We start from the raw sequence: 18968 nt of genomic DNA on the forward strand, positions 1-18968 counted from the left end.
TGAAAAGGAGCCCGGGTTGACGCCCGGGCTTTCTTTTTGCGGGCCTCCCGCCCGGCCTGCCGAACTCGGCAGCCGAACCAGGCCCGCATGACGCCATCCGGCCTTGCCCGCCACGTCCGGTCCGCCCATTCCCTTGCGGCGGGGAACATGCTATTGCTCCGAAACAAGGCCGTTTTTCAGCATGTTCGTCTCCATCATGAACCACCAGGGCCCGTGCATGATCGCGTCCCTTTCCCGAATCCTCCGGTTGGCGGCATTGGCGGTAGTGCTGGCGCTGCTCGCCGCCCAGGGCCGCGCTCCGGCCCAGGCGCAGACCCAGGCGCAGCCGCAGAATCCCGAGCCGCCCACCTCCCAGGCCTTCCCCTCCAGCCAGGAGCGCAGGCAGGTGCTGGTGCTGCACTCCTACCACAAGGGCCTGGCCTGGACCGACAGCGAGGACGCGGGCATCGATTCGGTGCTCGAGGGCAAGCCCGGGCTGGAGGTGTTCACCGAATACATGGACGCCAAGCGCTATGCCCAGCCCGCCGACAGCGAGCGCCTGGCCTCATATTATGCCCGCAAGTACGCCAACGCCCGCTTCGATGTGATCGTCGCCACCGACGACGACGCCTTCCAGTTCCTGCTCGCGCGGCGGGACACGCTGTTCCCCGGGGCGCAGGTGGTCTTCTGCGGGGTCAACTACTTCGACGAGTCCATGATCGCCCACAGCGCCGGGGCCTACACCGGCGTGGTGGAGGCCTACGACGTGCGCAGCACGTTGCGCGCGGCCCTGGCCCTGCACCCGGGCACCTACCGCCTGGTGGTCATCAACGACCGCACCCCCACGGGGCAGGCCAACCGCAAGATACTTGCCGACGTGCTGCCCGAGTTCGAGAAGAAGGTCAGCGTGGTCTACCTGGACGACCTGACCACCGACGAGCTCCTGGCCAAGGTGCGCTCCCTGGCCACGGGCGACATCGTGCTGCTCATGACCTTCAACCGGGACAAGGCCGGGCGGGTGATGGGCTACAACGAGTCCATCTCCCTGGTGGCGGGGCAGTCCAAGGTGCCGGTCTACGGCGTGTGGGATTTCTATCTCGGGCGAGGGCTCACCGGCGGGATGATAACCAACGGGTTGGACCAGGGCCGCCTGGCCGCGCAGATGGCCCTGCGCATCCTGGCGGGGGAGCGGGCGGGGTCCATCCCCGTGGTCAAGGAGAGCACCAACCGCTTCATGTTCGACTACGCCCAGCTCAAGCGCTTCGGCATCTCCCCCGACACCCTGCCGGAGGGCAGCACGGTCATCAACCGGCCCACCTCCTTCTATGAGGAGCACTCCGGCAAGGTGCTGTCGGTGGGCGTGGCCTTCCTGCTCATGTCCGGTATGCTGGTGGCGCTGTGGGTGAACATTCAGCGCCGCAAGCGCACCGAAGCCAGCCTGCGCGAATCCGAGGAGAAGTTCGAGAAGATTTTCCGCCACAGCCCGGACTGGATCGCCATCATGCGCCTCTCCGACGGCACCTACCTGGACGTCAACGACGCCTTCGAAAAGATCACCGGCTTCACCCGCGACGAAGTGCTGGGCAAGACCGCGCTGGACATCGGCATCTACTCCAACCCCAAAGAACGCTACGAACTCGACGAGGCCTTCCTGCGCATGGGCCGCACCCAGATACAGGAGCTGCAATACCGCCTGAAATCCGGCGAGGTCATCACCGTCGAACGGGCGGGCGAACTGGTGGAGATCGGCGGCGAGAGGTGCATCATCTCCATCGTGCGCGACATCACCAGCAAGAAGCAGGCGGAGCAGGCCCTCATCGAGACGGAGAAGCAGAAGAAGCTGCGCGCGGACGCCGAAATCAAGATGCTCCAGGCGCAGATCAACCCCCATTTCCTGTTCAACGCCATCACCTCCATCATGTACTACATCCGTACCGACCCGGAGGTGGCCTACAACCTGCTCGTGAAACTGGGGGACTTCTTCCGCAAGAACATCAAGCCCGGCGGCGCCAGCGTGCCCCTCTCCAAGGAGATAGACCACTGCGAGGACTACCTCTCCATCGAGCGCGCCCGCTTCGAGGAGAGGCTGCGCGTCAGCTACGACATCCATCCCGCCGCGCTGGATTGCCCCGTGCCGCCGCTGATCCTGCAGCCCCTGGTGGAGAACGCCCTGCGCCACGGCATCATGCCCAAGGAGGAGGGCGGCGAGATCGTCATCGGGGCCCACCCCGAGGACGGCGTCATCCGCATTTTCGTGCGCGACGACGGCGTGGGCATGGACGCCGCCACCGTCGCCTCCCTGCTGGACGAAAGCGGAGGCGCGCCCCCGCGCAAGGGCACCGGCCTGGCCCTGCGCAACGTCAACGCCCGGCTGGTGGCCATCCACGGCGCGCAGCACGGCCTGAAGATCGAGAGCGAGCCGGGCAAGGGCACCACCATCTCCTTCACCATTCCGGCCATGGTGACGGCGGCGCCGCAGTGAACGTCTTCATCATCGACGACGAAGGCCCGGTCCGGCGGGAGCTGCGCTACCTGCTGGGGCGCATCGAGGACGTGGCCGTGGTGGGGGAGGCGGCCAACGGCGCGGCCGCCATGCAGGAGCTGCGCACCCTGCAGCCCGACATGGTCTTCCTGGACGTCCAGATGCCCGGGCTCTCCGGCGTGGAACTCTCCTACCTGTTCGACGACCTCCCCCGGAAGCCGCTGCTCGTGTTCGTGACCGCCTACGAGGAGCACGCCGTGCAGGCCTTCGAACTGGACGCCCTGGACTACATCCTCAAGCCCTTCACCCTGGACCGGCTGCGCAAGAGCATCGACAAGGCCCGGCGCTACCTGCGCCTGGAGGAGGGCCAGCCGAGCCAGCCCGCACCCGCCGCAACGCCGCAGCAACTGGAGAAGCGCATCCCGCTCTACGACGGCGAGCGCATCGTGCCCACGCACCCCAGGCACATCTTCTACGTCTCCAGCGACGAGGGGCGCATCACCGTGCACGCCGTTCACGGGCGCTACACGGCCAAGGCCACCATCGCCGAACTGGAGGAGCGCCTGGCTCCGCACGGCTTCTTCCGCGCCCACCGCAGCCACCTGGTGAACCTGAACCACGTGGCCGAGATCATCCCCTGGACCGGCGGCAGCTACAAGCTCATCATGAGCGACAAGGAACGCTCGGAGATCCTTGTCAGCCGCTACAACGCCAAGGATCTCAAGGCGCACTTCGACCTGTAAGCCGGGCCGCGGAAAACGCCTCCGGCGGCCAGAGAGGGCGCTGCACTCTCCGGACTCTCCCGCCAGAGGAACTTCGTTCCTTTGGAATCCTCTCTTGCTTCGCGTCTCTGGGCGTTGCCGTGTCCATCGTGGGGCGGAAAACGCCTCCGGCGGCCAGAGAGGGCGCTGCACTCTCCGGACTCTCCCGCCAAAGGAACTTCGTTCCTTTGGAATCCTTCATTGCTTCGCGTTGGCCGATGCCGCCCCGTCCGTGGCGCGGTATGATGTGCTGTTTGTGATGTCGCCGTCCGGCAGGCCCGCACCGCTGGCGACTGGCCCAGCGCCTGGAGCCTCTGTGCCGATCAAGCACAGGAACGCCTCGATGAACGCGACGCGGAAGGTGATTCCAAAGGGACGAAGTCCCTTTGGCCGCCGGAAGCGCTCATCGTTTCCGGCCGCACCAGTACTCCCGAGCTTCCATCCAAGGGAAAACGGCCTCCATTGAGCCCGATATCCTGACCATTCAACCCAATAAACGCTCCATTGGGGCTTTTTCGTTCTGTAACATGCTGTAATTATTGTACGCACTGCGCCGGATGACGGCCCCGGCGGGGGCAGGGCCTTGCGCTGCCTCGCTCGATGCCCTTTGGGGGGCGGAGGGCCACCATTCATCCTCTGTAGAGGCAGTTTGAAATTATTTTTGGCCATATCCCGCGAGGGTGACTACGTACTCCCCACGGGCCGCACCGCGTGCGGCATGCTTGCAACGGGCGGCGCACCCGCAGCCCTTAATCGAGGAGGACCGAAGCATGTTCGATCTGTTCAAAGCCAAGGCCGAAGCGGTCAGCGCCGAAGTGCACCGCTTCGCCACGAAAAAAGAGGGTTTGGATTTCATCCGTCAGCTCATGACCACGGAGGGCATCGCGGACGAGCCCCAGTCCTACGCGGTGTGGACGGAATGCCCCTTCCTGGAGGGTGTCGACCGTGACGAGTTGGTGAAGGAGTTCCCGGGCCTGAAGTTCAACGTGACCCGCACCTTCGCCGAGCAGTCCAAGATCGGCATCACCCAGATGCACTGGGGCCTGGCCAACACGGGTTCCGTGTGCCAGAACTCCACCCCGGCCGAAGAGCGCCTGGCCTCCTCGCTGTCCTGGATCCACGTGGCCATCCTCGGCACCGATCAGATCCTGCCGGACATGCCCACTTTGCTCGAAAAGGTCGACCCCAAGGACTGCGCCTACCTGGCGATCATTTCCGGCCCCAGCCGCACGGCCGACATCGAACGCGTTCTGACCATCGGCGTGCATGGGCCGCAGCGGCTCGTGGTGGTCTGCATCGACGACCTGGGAGGGACCAACTAATGTCCACGTTCAAAGATTCCGTCGACAAGGCTCTCAATAATCCCAATCTCGGCGGCGCGCTGGGCCGCTTCTCCGAGGCGTACGCCGTCGCCCGCCTCAAGGCCTACGAGGGCATCGACATCGAGGCCCTGCGCAACCGCGTGGCCGCCATCAAGGGCTACGCCGCCGAGCACATGGAAGAGCTGGCCGAACAGTTCACCAAGATGGCCACCGCGCGCGGCGCCAAGGTGTTCCGCGCCCGCAGCCCGCAGGAGGCCAAGGAGTACATCGCCAACCTCTGCCGCGAGAAGGGCGTCAAGAAGATCGTCAAATCCAAGTCCATGGCTTCGGAGGAGATCCACCTCAACGAGCACCTGCAGAAGCAGGGCCTGACCGTCAACGAGACGGACCTGGGCGAGTGGATCATCCAGCTGGCCGGGCAGAAGCCCTCCCACATGGTCATGCCCGCCATCCACATGACCCGCGACGAGGTGGCCGACCTGTTCAGCAAGGAAGTCGACGAGCGCCTCTCCAACGACATCCCCAAGCTGGTCAAGGTGGCCCGCAAGGAGCTGCGCTCCAAGTTCCTGGAAGCCGACATGGGCATTTCCGGCGGCAACATGGCCATCGCCGAGACCGGCACCATCGCCCTGGTCACCAACGAGGGCAACGCCCGCCTGACCACCTCCCTGCCCAAGATCCACGTGGCCCTGGTGGGCCTGGAGAAGCTGGTGCCCACCTGGGCCGACGCCGCCCCCATCCTGGTGGCCCTGCCCAAGAGCGCCACCAGCCAGCTGCTCACCAGCTACGTGAGCCTGATCACCGGCCCCACGCCCAACGACGACGGCTCCATGAAGGAGATGCACATCGTCCTCATGGACAACCGCCGCTCCGAGATGGCCGCCGACCCCGTGTTCAAGCAGGCCCTGCAGTGCATCCGCTGCGCCTCCTGCCTGAACGTGTGCCCCGTGTACCGCCTGGTGGGCGGCCACGTGTTCGGCCACATCTACACCGGCGGCATCGGCACCATCCTCACCGCCTGGTTCGACGAGCTCAAGAAGAGCGAAGACATCCAGGGCCTGTGCATCCAGTGCGGCAAGTGCAAGGAGATCTGCCCCGGCAAGATCGACATCCCCGGCCTGATCCTCGAGATCCGGCGCAGGCTGGTGCAGGAGCAGGGCCAGAGCGTCACCCAGAAGGCCATCTTCTCCGTGGTGAACAACCGCCATCTGTTCCACGGCATGCTGCGCGCGGCCTCCAAGGCGGGCAAGTTCATGGCCAAGGACGGCTTCATCCGCCACCTGCCCATGTTCCTCTCCGAGCTGTCGGAGTTCCGCAGCCTGCCCGCCATCGCGGACAAGCCCTTCCGCGACGTGTTCGACACCATCAAGCAGCCCGTGCTGCCCGGCAAGGTGGCCTTCTACGCCGGCTGCCTCATCGACTTCGCCTATCCCGAGATGGGCGAGAAGCTGGTGAAGATCCTGAACAAGGCCGGCTACAACGTCACCTTCCCCAAGGGGCAGACCTGCTGCGGCGCTCCCGCCCGCTACAACGGCGCCTACGAGGTGGCCGCCGGCAACGCCACGGACAACATCAACGCCCTGCTGGAGAAGGACGTGGACTACGTCATCTCCGCCTGCCCCACCTGCACGGGCGCGCTCAAGCACGAGTTCATCGACGTCTACGAAAACTTGGGCCAGCGCGACAAGCTGCCCAAGGCCCGCAGGCTGGCCACCAAGACCATGGACTTCTCCACCTTCGTCAAGCAGCTGGTGGACGAGGGCAAACTGAGCTTCAAGGAAGGAGTTGATCTGGGTAAAATCACCTACCACGACTCCTGCCACCTCAAGCGCACCCTGCACGCCGAGAAGGAGCCCCGCCAGCTCCTGACCCAGGCTGGCTACGAGATCAACGAGATGTTCGAGTGCGACACCTGCTGCGGCATGGGCGGCTCCTACTCGATCAAGTTCCCCGAGATCTCCAAGCCGATCCTGACCCGCAAGCTCACCAACATCAAGGCCACCGACTGCAAGACCGTGGCCATGGACTGCCCCGGCTGCGTCATGCAGATCCGCGGCGGCTTCGACAAGGAAGGCTCCAAGATCCAGGTGAAGCACACCCTGGAGCTGCTGGCCGACGCCCTGAAATAGCATAGCGTTCCGGGGGCGGCTTGGAGCCGCCTCCGGGTTCTCCCCGGTCGGGCGGCCCTTGCGCGGGAATGGTTCCCGCGCAAGGGCCGTCTTCATTTGCGCGGGCGTCGGTTCGGCGTTTCGCTCCGGGTCGCGTCCCCCTTGCATTCACGCATCCGTGCGGGCGGGCGCTCGCGGGCGAAGGGCAGCCATGCGGGGGGCCTCCAGCGGGAAGCTCAAGGATGCGACATGCGCGTTGACCGGCGCTCCAATTTAGGATATTTGCATGTACAAGCAAGTGAGGACGCATGGATTCCGACCGCCTGTTGAACAACTGCCTGTACTTCACGGCCAACACCCTGGCCCGGGCCATCACCAAGCTCGGGGAGGAGTGCTTCAAGCCGCTCGGGCTTTCGCCCTCCCAGGCTTTCCTCATCATGCTGGCGCTGGAGAACCCCGGAATATCCTCCGGGGAACTGGCGGGCTGCCTGAATCTGGCCCCGTCCACGGTCACCAGGCTGGCCGACGCGCTGGTGGCCAGGGGGCTCATCGAACGCAGGACGCAGGGCAAGAGCGCCAGCATCCACCCCACGGAGCAGGCCACGGAGCTTGCCCCGAGAATCGCGGCGGCCTGGAAGAGCCTGCACAGGGCCTATTCAGACGTGCTTGGGGAGCAGGGCGGGCATGATCTTACCCAGTCCATCCACAAGGCGGCCAAGAAGCTCGGGGAGCGTTGAGGGCGCGCTCGGGCGCGGCGAAGCCGGAGTGTACCGAGGGCGCGTCTGGTGGTAAGGGCACGAGGGCATGACGGCTGAACGCTTGGCCGTGCGGAGAGAGGAGTGCCGGGGGCCCGGAGGCGCTACGAACCTTCGGGGAGTTTGGCGGGCATACTATGTCCGCCTGAAAAGACGATTATTGCGGGCTATAACATTTGCTTGCGCAAGCAAGTTTCGCCCTGCGGGGGTGCATCCCGCCAACATCTGAACGAAACGGAGAACGACATGAAACGCAAACTCGGCCCGGCCAACGCGCTGTATCCTTCGCTGACCACCATCGTGGGCACCGTCGTGGACGGCAGGCCAAACTTTTCGGCCATCGCCCATGTGGGCATCATGAACCACGGCCAACCGCAGTACATCTCCATCGGGGTCAACCGCGCGCACTACTCGGGCCGGGGCATCAAGGAACACAAGTCCTTCAGCGTCTGCGTCCCCTCCGAGGCCCTGGTTCGGGAAACTGACTATGTGGGCCTTGTCTCGGGCAAAAACACCGACAAGTCGGACGTGTTCGAGATCTTCAACGGTGACGTGCCCGGCGCTCCCATGATCGAGGGGTGCCCGGTGTGCATGGAGTGCCGCCTGACCCAGACCGTGGACTTCCCCGCTCACGAGGTCTTCATTGGGGAGATCGTGAACACCTACGCCGACGAGGCCGTGCTGACGGACGAGCGCGTCGATATCGGCAAGGTGCGGCCGTTGCTCTTCGATATGGCCAGCGTCAAGTATTGGTCCCTGGGGAAGGAAGTCGCATCCTGCTGGAGCGTGGGCAAGGGATTGAAAAAAGAGCGGCGCGGGGGCTGAGTCGTTTGGCCGGGGGCGGCGTCCGCCAGATTTGCCGGGAGCATGGCTGTGCGCCCGGCGTGCAGGATGAGAAGCGGCGTGTTGTGTTCGGAAAGCGGACCCAAGCCCGGATGGTCAGGACGCGAGCGGAACGAGGGGCAGGACCAGCAATAAAATACCGGCGGGGGCTTCCGGATGCCCCCGCCGGTGAAGAAATCGGTGCCTAAAGGCTGAACCTTATTTCTTCTTGGCCTTGGGGGCCTTCGTGGCGGCCTTGGCAGGCGCGGGGCCGGGGTAGTTCATGACCAGGCCGCCCATCTTCATGCACTCGTCCAGGGTGGCTGTCATGATCTTTTTGTCGCCCATGGTGCACTCCCACTTTTTGGGGGCTTCCTTCTTCGCGGCCTTCTTTCCAGCGGCCAGGGCGGCGCCGGCGGGCAGGGTCATGGCCATGACCAGGCAAGCAACAAGCAATTTCTTCATGAGAAAAGCTCCTCTCGAAAGGTTTTCAGTATTTTAGCGCAGGAACCTGCCCACCTCAAGTGGTTTCATTAAATTCTCTTCATCTTTCAAATTGGAAAGGTTCAGGCTCGGAATAGTGACGGACACGTCCGCAAACCCAATACTGGCGCGGCTTCCACCCAGAAGCCCCCGGAAGGGCTGGGGGGAGGTGGCTTCATGGAGGCCGCAACCCGAAATGGATCAATGCGGAGGGAGTCAGGAAGATGCGCGCAGAGCGGGGCTGTCCCACCCGCCGCCGAGGGCCTTGTACAGGGAGATCATGTCCTGGAGCAGGCCCGCTTCGGAAGCGCAGAGGCTTTTCTGCGTGTCGTAGAGCGATTTTTCCGCCGAGAGCACGTCAAGGAAGCTGGTGAGCCCTTTGGTGTAGCGCTCCCTGGCCAGGGCCAGCGCCTCCTCCCCGGCCCGCACCGCCTCGGCCAGGCTGGCGCGGCGCTCCTGTTCCTTGGCGAAGGCCGTCAGGGAGTTCTCCACCTCCTCCAGGGCCGTGAGCAGCGTCTGCCGGTAGGCGGCCATGGCCTCGTCGTACACGGCCTTCTGCTTGTCCACCCCCGCCCTGTTCTTCCCGGCGTCGAAGACGGGAGCCGCTACCGAGGGGATGATGGACCAGTACCAGTTGGCCAACCCGGCGAACTTCGTGAGCACGTTGCCTTGCAGCCCAAGGCCCATGGTCAGGTCGAAGGACGGGTACAGCTTGGCGGTGGCCACGCCGATCCCGGCCGAGGCGGAGGCCAGTTGGCGTTCCGCCTTGCGCAGGTCCGGCCTGCGCGCAAGCAGCTCCGACGGCAGGCCGGGGGAGAACGCGGCCTCGGGCCTGGGCAGGGGCTCGGCCTGGCCGAGCTCCACCAGCAGCGCGCCGGGCTCCTGCCCGGTGAGCACGCCCAGGCGGTGGATGCTCTGCCGGGCCTCGGTCTCCAGGGTGGGGATGTCCGCCTGCGTGTTGGCTCGCTGGGCCTGGGCCTGTGACACGTCCAGGTGGCTGGTGAGCCCGATCCTGAAGCGTTCGAGCGTCACGACCAGGTTGTCCTGCTGCGACCGGGCCGCATCCCTGGCGATGGCCAGGCGCTGCTGGGCCGAGCGCAACTGGACGTAGGCCGAGGCCACGTCGGCAAGCAGGCCCAGGGTCACGCCGCGCAATGCCTCTTCGCTGGCCTGGGCGTCGGCGTAGGCCGCTTCGCGGCTGCGCCGCTGCCCGCCGAACACGTCCAGCTCCCAACTGACGCTCAGGCCCGCCTGATACGTGGTGGCGGGCGTGGCAGGAGCGGCGTTCTCCAGCGGCGTGGAGGAAAGGGCGTTCTGGTCGCTGTAGCTCGTGGTGGTCGCGGCCCCGGCGTCCAGGGCCGGAAACGCTCCGGCCCGCACGACGGCGGCCTCGGCCCTGGCCTGCAGCACCCTGGCCCTGGCCTGGGCCACGTCCTGGTTGGCGGCCACGGCCCGGCGCATCAGGCCGTCCAGCCGGGGATCGCCGAAGGTCCGCCACCAGGCGGCCTGCTCGAACCCTTGGGAGTTTTGGGCGGGCTGCGGCTGGGCCGCGTGCCAGGCCGGGGGCGTGTCCAGGCGGGGGCGGCTGTAGTCCGGACCGACGCTGACGCAGCCGCAGAGCAGCGGGAGCGCGAGCCAGCCGAGATGAAGCCTGGCCTTCACGACCCGCTCCCGGTCTGACGGGGCGACCCCTGGGCCATGGACTCGCGCGGCGGGGTCTCGATGAACACGTCCATCTGCTGGCCCACGAACGCGCGGAGCGCGCTGCGCTCGAAAGCGTAGACCACCTGGAGCACGCGGGTGTCCACCCGCTCGGTGCTGCTGCCCGTGAGCGAGGTCTTGGGCGTCACGTAGGGCTCCACGCGCACGAAATCCAGTTCGGCCTTCATCTCGCGGTTGCCGCGCATGAAGGCCGTGGCGCGCGAGCCCGGCTGGGGCCGCCAGGCGTCGTTCTCGTCCACATCCACCCTGATCTGGAGGCGGTCCATGTTGCCCAGGCGCATCAGCGGCGTGCCCAAGCTGCCGGTGGCGGCGAATTCCCCGGCATGGATGTTCACCTGCAACACCTGGCAGTCCAGGGGGGTGCGAACGGTGAGGCGCTCGAGCGTGGTCACCGACGCGGCCAGGTCGGCCTCGGCGGCGTCCACGGCGGCCTTGGCGCTCTCCACTTTGGCCTTGGCCAGGGACTCGGCGTTGCGGCGCTTCTCCACCTCGTCCACGCTCACGGCGCGGCGGTCCGTGACGTTGCGCACGATGGCGTACTGGGTCCGGTAGTCCGCCAGGGAGGCCTTGGCCTCCTCCAACGCGGCCTTGGCTTTGGAGAGGTTCGCCTTCTTCAGGGCTATCTCGGAGTTGGTCTCGCGCTCGTCGACGGTGAAGAGCGGCTGCCCGTCCTTCACGGTGTCGCCCGCCTGCACGTGGACCTTGGAGACGATGCCCGCCACGGAGGTGCCCAGGGCGATGTTCTCCGAACTGGCCTCCACCAGCCCGGCGCCGCCGATGTAGCTGGAGTAGGGGGCCTGCGAGGGTTGGGCCACGGGTTCCGCGGGAACGTACGGGCGCTGCGCCTTGAGCGAGGCGGCCACCGCCACGGCCAGTCCCACTGCGGCGAGCACGGGGAGGATGATGTGTCTTTTCTTCATGAATGTTCACCAGTTGCGGCGCCTGGCCGGACGGACTCGATGCGTCCGTCATCCATGTGGGCCATGGTGTCCGCGTAGTGGAAGATGCGCGAATCGTGCGTGACGATCACCAGGGAGCGCCCGCCGCGCACCACGAGGTTCTTGAGCATGTCCATGACGGCCAGGCCCGTGGTGTGGTCCAGGGCGCTGGTGGGTTCGTCGCAGACCACCAGGTCCGGCTCGTGCACCAGGGCGCGGGCGATGGCCACGCGCTGTTGCTGCCCGCCGGAAAGCTCGGAGGGCATGGCGTCCTCTCGGCCGGCCAGGCCCACCTCCGCCAGGCAGGCGATGCTGCGTTCCCGGGCCTGCCGCCGGGGAGAGCCGTTTATCAGCAGCGGCAGGGAGATGTTGTCCGCCACGGTGAGCGTCGGCACCAGGTTGAAGGCCTGGAACACGAACCCGATGCGCCTGCCCCGGAACGCGGTGCGCTGGGCCGGGGTCAGGCGCTTCATGTCCTGCCCGAAGAGGCTGCACTGCCCGGCGTCCTGGTCGAGAATCCCGGCCATGACGGAGATGAGCGTGGTCTTGCCGCACCCGGAAGGGCCCACGAGCATGAGCAACTCTCCCTGGCGCACCTCCAGGTCAACGCCGCGCAGGGCCACGGTGCGGGTGTCGCCGCTGCCGTAAGCCTTGGTGACGCCGCTGCAGCTCACGGCCGGAATCAGGTTCGTCGGTTCCATCCCTATGCCTTGAAGACCACCGCTGTTTCCAGGCGCAGCACCTTGCGCGCGCTGATGAAGGCGGCCAGCAGCACGATGAACATCACCGCTCCGCCGCTGCCGAGCAGCAACTGCCAGGTCAGCTTGGCCTGCGGCCCGGGGCCGCCCGCCGTGGCGTGCATGAAGGCGGCGGTCGCGCCCGCGCCGAAGCCGAAGCCCACGAAGCCCACCAACAGCGCCTGCAGCAGGATCATGCCCAGAAGCGTCCGGTCGGAAGCTCCCATGGCCTTGAACACCCCGAAATAGCGCAGGTTGTCCAAGGTGAAGTTGTAGAAGATCTGGCCTGTGACCGCCGTGCCCACCACGAAGCCGATGAGCACCACGAAGCCGATGTTCACAAGGATGTTGGTGTGCTTGACGATGTGCTCCAGGGAGGCCTGCTTGAACTCCTCGGAGGAATAGGCCGTCAGCCCGGTTTCGGCGGAGATGCGCCTGGCCACGGCCTCGGGAGCCTCGCCCTGCTTGGCCTTGGCCAGCACGAAGCTGAGCATCTTGCGCTCCGAGAGGGCCAGGGTCTTGGCCCGGCTGTAGGTGGTGAAGACCACCGGCTGGGACATGAAGCTCGGCGTGGAGCGGGCGACGCCCACCACCAGGGCGCGCGTGTCGTTGAATTCCAGTATGTCCCCCACGCCGATGGGCACGGGGGGGCACTCCTCGCAGGCCCGCTTGGCCAACCTGCCGCGCGCCCCGGACTCGTCCACGATGACGCCGTCGGGGATGTGCAGGTCGGCCAGCCTGCCCTTGAGCATCACCGCCGGGCCGCCGATGAGCGTGGAGTCGTCCAGTCCGACAAGCTGGCACATGGCGCTCTCGCCGTTTTCCAGGCGGACCTTCTGCATGCCCTTGTAGAAGGGCACGGCCCACTCCACCCCGCGCACCCCGCGCACCCGGTAGAGCTGCGTGTCCTGGATGGGCTTGGAGTCGTCCACGGATTTCACGCCCGGGTCCATGACCCAGATGTCCGGCAGGGAGATGTCCGAGATGGTGCCGTAGGTTTGCGAGAGCATGTCCACCAGCATGGCGGGCTGCTGGACCATGATGACGGAGGAGAGCGCGATGGCGGTTATGATGCCCAGGTATTTCCCGGGGTCTCCGAAGAGCATCTTCAGGGCTATGTGGAACATGGTTTTTGCCTGGATCCTGGGGGGCTGCGCCGACGTGCTGTGGCGGGACGGGCCGGTCGCGCGGCCTCAGCCCCTAGAGGGCTTGCCGGGAGGGGGAAGTTACAAGTGTCGACGGAAGCGCACGCCCTCTGCGTAAGTGTGTACTTGGAGGGACGGGATGCGGACGCGGGAGGCCGCCCGCAGGCGGAACGGAGATCCTGTGAGCCTGCCGAGAGCGAGGATGCGTGCAGGCCTGGAAAGAGGCGGCGGCCCGCAGGTGGAAAGAGGCGAGAGCCCCCGCGAGGAAGCGGCGGCCCGCGGTGAGGCTGCTCGGGCCTAGGGCTGCACCGTGTACGGCCCTTCCTTGGCTTTGAAGTGGGCCTCCAGGGCCTGCATGATGAGCACCTGGGCGGAGAAGGTGGTCTCCTTGGCGGTGGTGCGCAGGTAGGCCGACACGATGCGCACCAGTTCATCCTCAGACAGGTTCTCGTGCTGGGCGTAGAGCGTGCCCTCGAAGCTGTCGTACACGCCCAGGATATAGCCTCGGGCCGAGCTGTTCTTCGTGCATTCGCCGGAGTCGAGCTGCTCCATGAGCTGCAGCGGTGTGACGAACTTGGCGCTGGCGGGCGCGGCGGCCAGAAGCAGGCAGAGCAGGGCGCAGGCAAACATCTTCACGGTCATATCCCCCCGGCGGCGGTTGCCGCGGGGGGACTATAGCGGAAACCCGGCAAGGCTGGAACACCATTGCCGGGCTTCAAAAAGAAGAGCGGGGGGAGAGGGCTCTTCCCCCCGCTCGGTAGGACCGGCCGGTGTGTGGGCAGCGTGGATAGACTCGCGACGGGTAGGGCGGGGTTGTGGTGGGGCGATGCCGCGAGTCTTGTACCAGCCGATCCCGGGGGCGACAGCATTGCGCTGTGCGGGGCTTCCTGCCGGGATGGGCGGCAGGAAATCCGGGAAATATGAGCCCCGGGCGGCCTTGCGGCCGCCCGGGGGGGGGGTGGGTGGGGGGTTTCATGCCGGCGCGGCCGGCGGGGCAGGGCTCGCCGTCGCCGCCGGTGTGCTCGGCGGTGGCGGTCAGGGTGCAGGCCTCGAAGCCGGTGGCCACGGCGGCGGCGTCGGCAGCCTTGGAGGCCTCGATGCCGGAGTCAACGCCAGCCAGGGCGCAGAGCTGGACCCAGCGGTCGACGACGTCGCTCTCCAGGGTGGTGCGCAGCTGCTTGGCGGTGTCGGGGATCATCTTGTCCAGGGCGGCGAAGCGGTTCTCGCCCATGATGAAGTCCGCGACGGTGCCGTCGGGGGTCTTGGAGTCGATGGTCAAGGGGTTCTTGCCCTCGGCCTTCAGCATGGGGTTGTAGCGGAAGATGGGCCAGTAGCCGGAAACGGTGGCCAGACGCTCTTCTTCCTGGGTCTTGCCCATGCCGCGCTTGATGCCCTGGTTGATGCAGGGGGCGTAGGCGATGATGATGGAGGGGCCGGCGTAGGCTTCAGCCTCGGCGAAGGCCTTCATCAGCTGCTGCTTGTTGTAGCCCATGGACACGGAGGCCACGTAGACGTTGCCGTAGGTCATGGCGATGCGGGCAAGGTCCTTCTTGCGGGTCCGCTTGCCGGCGGCGGCGAACTTGGCGATGGCGCCCGTGGGCGTGGCCTTGGAGGCCTGACCGCCGGTGTTGGAGTACACTTCGGTGTCCATCACCAGGATGTTGACGTCCTCGCCGGAGGCGATGACGTGGTCCAGGCCGCCGAAGCCGATGTCGTAGGCCCAGCCGTCGCCGCCGAAGCACCACACGGACTTCTTGACCAGCATGTCGGCGTCAGCCTCGATGGCCTTCAGAGCGGCGGACTTGTTGGCGCAGGAGGCCAGCAGGCACTTGATCTGCTTGGCGAACAGGGCGGACTTGTCGGCGTCCATGTAGCCGTCCAGCCAGCCGGTGAGGGCGGCCTTCAGCTCGTCGGACAGGGACTCGCCCAGGGCGGCGATCACGTTGGTCTTGAGCAGCTCGCGGCGCTGGGTCACGGCGAAGCCGATGCCGAAGCCGAACTCGGCGCAGTCCTCGAACAGGGAGTTGCCCCAGGCGGGACCGTGGCCGTTCTTGTTGGCGCAGTAGGGGGTGGTGGGGGCGGAACCGGCCCAGATGGAGGAGCAGCCGGTGGCGTTGGCGATGATCATGCGCTCGCCGAACATCTGGGTCAGCACGCGCACGTACGGGGTCTCGCCGCAGCCGGAGCAGGCGCCGGAGAACTCCATCAGCGGGGTCTGGAACTGGGAGCCCTTCACGGAGGAGCGGCTCATCAGGTCGTCCTTGGGAGCCAGGGTCTCGCAGAACTGGAAGTTGGGCACTTCAGTGGCGGTCTGGGTCTCGATGGCGACCATCTCCAGGGCCTTCTTCTTGGAGGGGCAGATGTCCGCGCAGTTGCCGCAGCCGTAGCAGTCCAGGGTGTTGATCTGGATGCGGAAGCCCAGGCCCTTGAGCTCCTTGCCGGTGGCGGGCAGGGTCTCGAAGGTGGCGGGGGCGCGCATCTTCTCCTCATCGTTCACCAGGGCGGAGACGATGGCGGAGTGGGGGCAGACGAAGGCGCACTGGTTGCACTGGATGCAGTTTTCCTTGATCCACACGGGCACGTTGATGGCCACGCCGCGCTTCTCGAAGCGGGAGGTGCCAACCGGGGTGACGCCCGCGGGGTCGAACAGGGAGACGGGCAGGGAGTCGCCCTTCTGAGCCAGCACGGGGCGGGCGATCTTGGTGATGTAGTCGGGAGCGGTCTCGGCGCCCTTGGCGGCGTCGGCGGCGTCGGCCCAGGAGGCGGGGTACTTCACTTCCTCCAGGTTGGCCACGCACTGGTCCACGGCGTCGATGTTCATCTGGACGATCTTCTCGCCCTTCTTGCCGTAGGCCTTCTGGATGGACTTCTTGAGCAGCTCGACGGCCTTCTCGAAGGGCAGCACGCCCGAGAGCTTGAAGAAGGCGGTCTGCATGATCATGTTGATGCGGCCGCCCAGGCCCACGGACTGCGCGATCTTGACCGCGTCGATGTTGTAGAACTTCAGCTTTTTGGCCACCACGGCGCGCTTGAAGGCGGCGGGCAGCTGGGCTTCCATGTCGGCCAGGGTCCAGTTGGAGTTCAGCACGAAGGTGCCGCCTTCCTTGATGCCCTCGAGCACGTCGTAGAGCTGGACGTAGTTGGCCTTGTGGACGGCCACGTAGTCGGCCGCGTTCACCAGGTAGGTGGAGCGGATCGGCGAGGAGCCGAAGCGCAGGTGGGACACGGTGATGCCGCCGGACTTCTTGGAGTCGTAGGAGAAGTAGCCCTGGGCGTACATGTCAGTGTTGTCGCCGATGATCTTGATGGCTTCCTTGTTCGCGCCGACGGTGCCGTCGGAGCCCAGGCCCCAGAACTTGCACTGTACGGTGCCGACGGGGGTGGTGTCGGCGAAGCAGGGCACCTCGAGGGAGGTGTTGGCCACGTCGTCGGTGATGCCCACGGTGAAGCGCTTCTTCTTGCCGGCGGCCATGTTGTCGAACACGGCCTTGACCATGGCGGGGGTGAACTCCTTGGAGCCCAGGCCGTAGCGGCCGCCCAGCAGCATGGCGTCGTTGCCGGCGTCACGCAGGGAGGTGGCGACGTCGAGGTAGAGGGGCTCGTACAGGGAGCCGGGCTCCTTGGTGCGGTCGAGCACGGTGATGGTCTTGGCGGTCTTCGGCAGCACTTCCAGGAAGGCCTCGGCGTTCCAGGGGCGGTACAGGCGCACGGTGACCAGGCCGATCTTCTCGCCCTTGCAGGCGTCGATCACTTCCTTGATAGCCTCGCAGGAGGAGCCCATGGCCACGATGACGCGGTCGGCATCGGCGGCGCCGTAGTACTCGAACAGGCCGTAGCTCCGGCCGGTGGCGGCGGAGACCTTCTGCATGACCTGCTTCACGATGCCGGGCACGGCCTCGTAGTACTTGTTGGCGGCTTCACGGCCCTGGAAGTAGATGTCGGGGTTCTGGGCGGTGCCGCGAACCTGGGGATGCTCGGGGTTCATGGAGCGGGCGCGGAACTCGGCGACCTTCTCCTGGTTGACCAGCTTGCCGATCTCCTCCACGGCCAGCACTTCGATCTTCTGCACTTCGTGGGAGGTGCGGAAGCCGTCGAAGAAGTGCAGGAAGGGCACGCTGGACTCGATGGCGGCCAGGTGCGCCACCAGGGCCATGTCGTGGGCTTCCTGGACGGAGCAGCCGGCCAGCATGGCGAAGCCGGTCTGGCGGCAGGCCATGACGTCCTGGTGGTCGCCGAAGATGGAGAGGGCGTGGGCGGCCACGGCGCGGGCGGAGACGTGGAACACGCCGGGCAGCAGCTCGCCGGCGATCTTGTACATGTTGGGGATCATCAGCAGCAGGCCCTGCGAGCAGGTGTAGGTGCTGGTGAGCGCGCCGGCGGCCAGGCAGCCGTGCACGGCGCCGGCGGCGCCGGCCTCGGACTGCATCTCGCGCACGGAGACCTTCTGGCCGAAGATGTTCTTCATTCCCTGGGAGGCCCAATCGTCAACCATTTCGCCCATGTTGGAAGAGGGCGTGATGGGGTAGATGGCCGCACACTCGGACAGGGCGTAGGCCACCCACGAGGTGGCGGTGTTGCCGTCCACGGTTTTGATGAGTTTCTGTGCCATTACTCGTTCCTTTTTAGAGGGATGTATATGGGTTAGAGTCCAAGACCCTGCTTGATGGCCGCAACGTCGAGGTTGGCGGCAACAAGCTGGGCGGCTTGTTGGAATTTGTGGGGGTCGCGCAGCTTGTGCCTGGCGAGCAGGGACTCCATTCTGCGGGCCACGGAATACGTATCGTCCCGTACCACCATGATGGGCACCTCCGCGTTCTCGGCACGCGAGAGGATGATGTCGTTGGGGTAGAGGTTGCCGGTGAGGATCAGGCAGGCGCAGCGGCCTTCGATGGCCACGAGCTGCAGGTCCGAGCGGTCGCCGCCCAGGATGACGGCCGCCTTGGGGTATTTGCGGAAATGGGTCAGGAAGTTCTCCACCTGCATGGTGCCGATGAGGAAGCTCTCGGCCACCACCTCGCCCTTCTGGGCGCTGGAGATGAGCTTGCCGCCCAGGCGCTCGGCCAGGGCGTTCACCGTGATGGCGCCGAGCAGCCTGTCATGCGGGATGAGCCCCAGCACCTTGATGCCCCGAGAGGCCAGGAAGGGGATCAGCACGGCGTTGAGCTCCTCCAGGTAGTGGCCCGGCACGTCGGAGAGCACGCAGCCGAGCAGCTTGTCGCCCATGGTCTCCTTGATGGAGAGCAGGTAGTCGTAATGCATTTCGTGGGTGCAGCGGTCCACGATGAGCACGGGCGCGTTCAGGGCCTTGGCCACGGTGGGGCCGTCCACCCCGGCGTATATTCCGGAGTGGGAGAACCCGCCCGAGCCGCCCACGAGGGTGATGTCCTTGCCCTTGGAGATCTTTTTGAAGGCCTCCACGATGGGGCCGGTGCGGTCGATGCCGGGGCCCTGGGTGAACGCCTTGTGCATGAAGTCCTGGGTGACGAGCACCGGGGTGGCCAGTTCGGGCGCGATGTCCTGCCCGAGGGCCTGGCTGATGGTGTGGGCGTCCAGGTCGCCCCAGGAGTCGCCGATCCTTGCGGCCTGCGCTCCCACGGGCTTGAAATAGCCGACGCTCAACCCCTCGGCGCGGAACTTGAGGCCAAGCCCCAGGCAGAGGGTGTTCTTCCCTGAAAAGGGGACGGTTGAACCGATGTACAGGCCGGGCATGGTGA

The 18968-nt window shown here is 66.1% G+C and carries 14 protein-coding genes; 6 read left to right on the forward strand and 8 right to left on the reverse strand.

The window, feature by feature from the left end; translation table 11 throughout:
- The first annotated feature begins 181 nt into the window (after positions 1 to 181).
- The 6 genes from MLE27_RS00055 to MLE27_RS00080 all read left to right on the forward strand — a co-directional run bounded on the left by MLE27_RS00055 (position 182) and on the right by MLE27_RS00080 (position 8232).
- Complete coding sequence (locus tag MLE27_RS00055) at positions 182 to 2461, forward strand: ABC transporter substrate binding protein (protein ID WP_243309812.1); 2280 nt, start codon at positions 182 to 184, stop codon at positions 2459 to 2461.
- Entirely contained in the window at positions 2458 to 3204 is a 747-nt protein-coding gene (locus tag MLE27_RS18095; protein ID WP_243309813.1) for a LytR/AlgR family response regulator transcription factor, read from the forward strand. Before MLE27_RS00055 ends, MLE27_RS18095 begins: the two co-directional genes overlap by 4 nt.
- A gap of 788 nt (positions 3205 to 3992) precedes the next feature.
- On the forward strand, positions 3993 to 4544 hold the full coding sequence (locus MLE27_RS00065) for a LutC/YkgG family protein (RefSeq protein WP_243309814.1): 552 nt from the start codon (positions 3993 to 3995) through the stop codon (positions 4542 to 4544).
- Positions 4544 to 6673, forward strand: coding sequence for an L-lactate dehydrogenase (quinone) large subunit LdhH (ldhH, locus tag MLE27_RS00070; RefSeq protein WP_243309815.1), 2130 nt, complete (start codon positions 4544 to 4546; stop codon positions 6671 to 6673). The genes MLE27_RS00065 and ldhH overlap by 1 nt, the downstream gene beginning before the upstream one ends.
- Positions 6674 to 6960: 287 nt before the next feature.
- Entirely contained in the window at positions 6961 to 7389 is a 429-nt protein-coding gene (locus tag MLE27_RS00075) for a MarR family winged helix-turn-helix transcriptional regulator (RefSeq protein ID WP_243309816.1), read from the forward strand.
- A gap of 264 nt (positions 7390 to 7653) precedes the next feature.
- Complete coding sequence (locus tag MLE27_RS00080; RefSeq protein ID WP_243309817.1) at positions 7654 to 8232, forward strand: flavin reductase family protein; 579 nt, start codon at positions 7654 to 7656, stop codon at positions 8230 to 8232.
- A 216-nt stretch (positions 8233 to 8448) separates the two neighbouring features.
- Here MLE27_RS00080 and MLE27_RS00085 read toward each other — a convergent pair whose 3' ends face one another.
- The 8 genes from MLE27_RS00085 to MLE27_RS00120 all read right to left on the reverse strand — a co-directional run bounded on the left by MLE27_RS00085 (position 8449) and on the right by MLE27_RS00120 (position 18963).
- Positions 8449 to 8694 carry a hypothetical protein gene (locus MLE27_RS00085; RefSeq protein ID WP_243309818.1) on the reverse strand — a complete coding sequence of 82 codons (246 nt, stop codon included), beginning with the start codon at positions 8692 to 8694 and terminating at the stop codon, positions 8449 to 8451.
- 234 nt (positions 8695 to 8928) lie between these two features.
- The gene (locus tag MLE27_RS00090; protein WP_243309819.1) at positions 8929 to 10374 is read right to left on the reverse strand and encodes an efflux transporter outer membrane subunit; all 1446 of its coding nucleotides are present in this window, start codon (positions 10372 to 10374) and stop codon (positions 8929 to 8931) included.
- On the reverse strand, positions 10371 to 11354 hold the full coding sequence (locus MLE27_RS00095) for an efflux RND transporter periplasmic adaptor subunit (protein WP_243309820.1): 984 nt from the start codon (positions 11352 to 11354) through the stop codon (positions 10371 to 10373). Before MLE27_RS00095 ends, MLE27_RS00090 begins: the two co-directional genes overlap by 4 nt.
- Entirely contained in the window at positions 11351 to 12073 is a 723-nt protein-coding gene (locus MLE27_RS00100) for an ABC transporter ATP-binding protein (RefSeq protein ID WP_243309821.1), read from the reverse strand. Before MLE27_RS00100 ends, MLE27_RS00095 begins: the two co-directional genes overlap by 4 nt.
- A 2-nt stretch (positions 12074 to 12075) precedes the next feature.
- A complete protein-coding gene (locus MLE27_RS00105) occupies positions 12076 to 13236 on the reverse strand; it encodes an ABC transporter permease (protein ID WP_243309822.1) in 1161 nt (386 codons plus the stop codon).
- Between the two features lie 315 nt (positions 13237 to 13551).
- Complete coding sequence (locus MLE27_RS00110; protein ID WP_243310071.1) at positions 13552 to 13884, reverse strand: Rap1a/Tai family immunity protein; 333 nt, start codon at positions 13882 to 13884, stop codon at positions 13552 to 13554.
- 85 nt (positions 13885 to 13969) lie between these two features.
- Positions 13970 to 17863, reverse strand: coding sequence for a pyruvate:ferredoxin (flavodoxin) oxidoreductase (gene nifJ / locus MLE27_RS00115; protein ID WP_243309823.1), 3894 nt, complete (start codon positions 17861 to 17863; stop codon positions 13970 to 13972).
- Positions 17864 to 17895: 32 nt separating this feature from the next.
- Entirely contained in the window at positions 17896 to 18963 is a 1068-nt protein-coding gene (locus MLE27_RS00120) for a phosphotransacetylase family protein (RefSeq protein ID WP_243309824.1), read from the reverse strand.
- Positions 18964 to 18968 lie beyond the last annotated feature (5 nt).

The organism is Fundidesulfovibrio agrisoli, from assembly GCF_022808715.1.
In the GTDB taxonomy this organism is placed as follows: Bacteria; Desulfobacterota; Desulfovibrionia; order Desulfovibrionales; family Desulfovibrionaceae; genus Fundidesulfovibrio; species Fundidesulfovibrio agrisoli.

What these genes read in the sequence shown, in the direction of transcription:
- MLE27_RS00055 (WP_243309812.1), top strand. Translation starts at nt 182, where the DNA reads ATGTTCGTCTCCATCATGAACCACCAGGGCCCGTGCATGATCGCGTCC.
- MLE27_RS00065 (WP_243309814.1), top strand. Translation starts at nt 3,993, where the DNA reads ATGTTCGATCTGTTCAAAGCCAAGGCCGAAGCGGTCAGCGCCGAAGTG.
- ldhH (WP_243309815.1), top strand. Translation starts at nt 4,544, where the DNA reads ATGTCCACGTTCAAAGATTCCGTCGACAAGGCTCTCAATAATCCCAAT.
- MLE27_RS00075 (WP_243309816.1), top strand. Translation starts at nt 6,961, where the DNA reads ATGGATTCCGACCGCCTGTTGAACAACTGCCTGTACTTCACGGCCAAC.
- MLE27_RS00080 (WP_243309817.1), top strand. Translation starts at nt 7,654, where the DNA reads ATGAAACGCAAACTCGGCCCGGCCAACGCGCTGTATCCTTCGCTGACC.
- MLE27_RS00085 (WP_243309818.1), bottom strand. Translation starts at nt 8,694, where the DNA reads ATGAAGAAATTGCTTGTTGCTTGCCTGGTCATGGCCATGACCCTGCCC.
- MLE27_RS00095 (WP_243309820.1), bottom strand. Translation starts at nt 11,354, where the DNA reads ATGAAGAAAAGACACATCATCCTCCCCGTGCTCGCCGCAGTGGGACTG.
- MLE27_RS00100 (WP_243309821.1), bottom strand. Translation starts at nt 12,073, where the DNA reads ATGGAACCGACGAACCTGATTCCGGCCGTGAGCTGCAGCGGCGTCACC.
- MLE27_RS00105 (WP_243309822.1), bottom strand. Translation starts at nt 13,236, where the DNA reads ATGTTCCACATAGCCCTGAAGATGCTCTTCGGAGACCCCGGGAAATAC.
- MLE27_RS00110 (WP_243310071.1), bottom strand. Translation starts at nt 13,884, where the DNA reads ATGTTTGCCTGCGCCCTGCTCTGCCTGCTTCTGGCCGCCGCGCCCGCC.
- nifJ (WP_243309823.1), bottom strand. Translation starts at nt 17,863, where the DNA reads ATGGCACAGAAACTCATCAAAACCGTGGACGGCAACACCGCCACCTCG.
- MLE27_RS00120 (WP_243309824.1), bottom strand. Translation starts at nt 18,963, where the DNA reads ATGCCCGGCCTGTACATCGGTTCAACCGTCCCCTTTTCAGGGAAGAAC.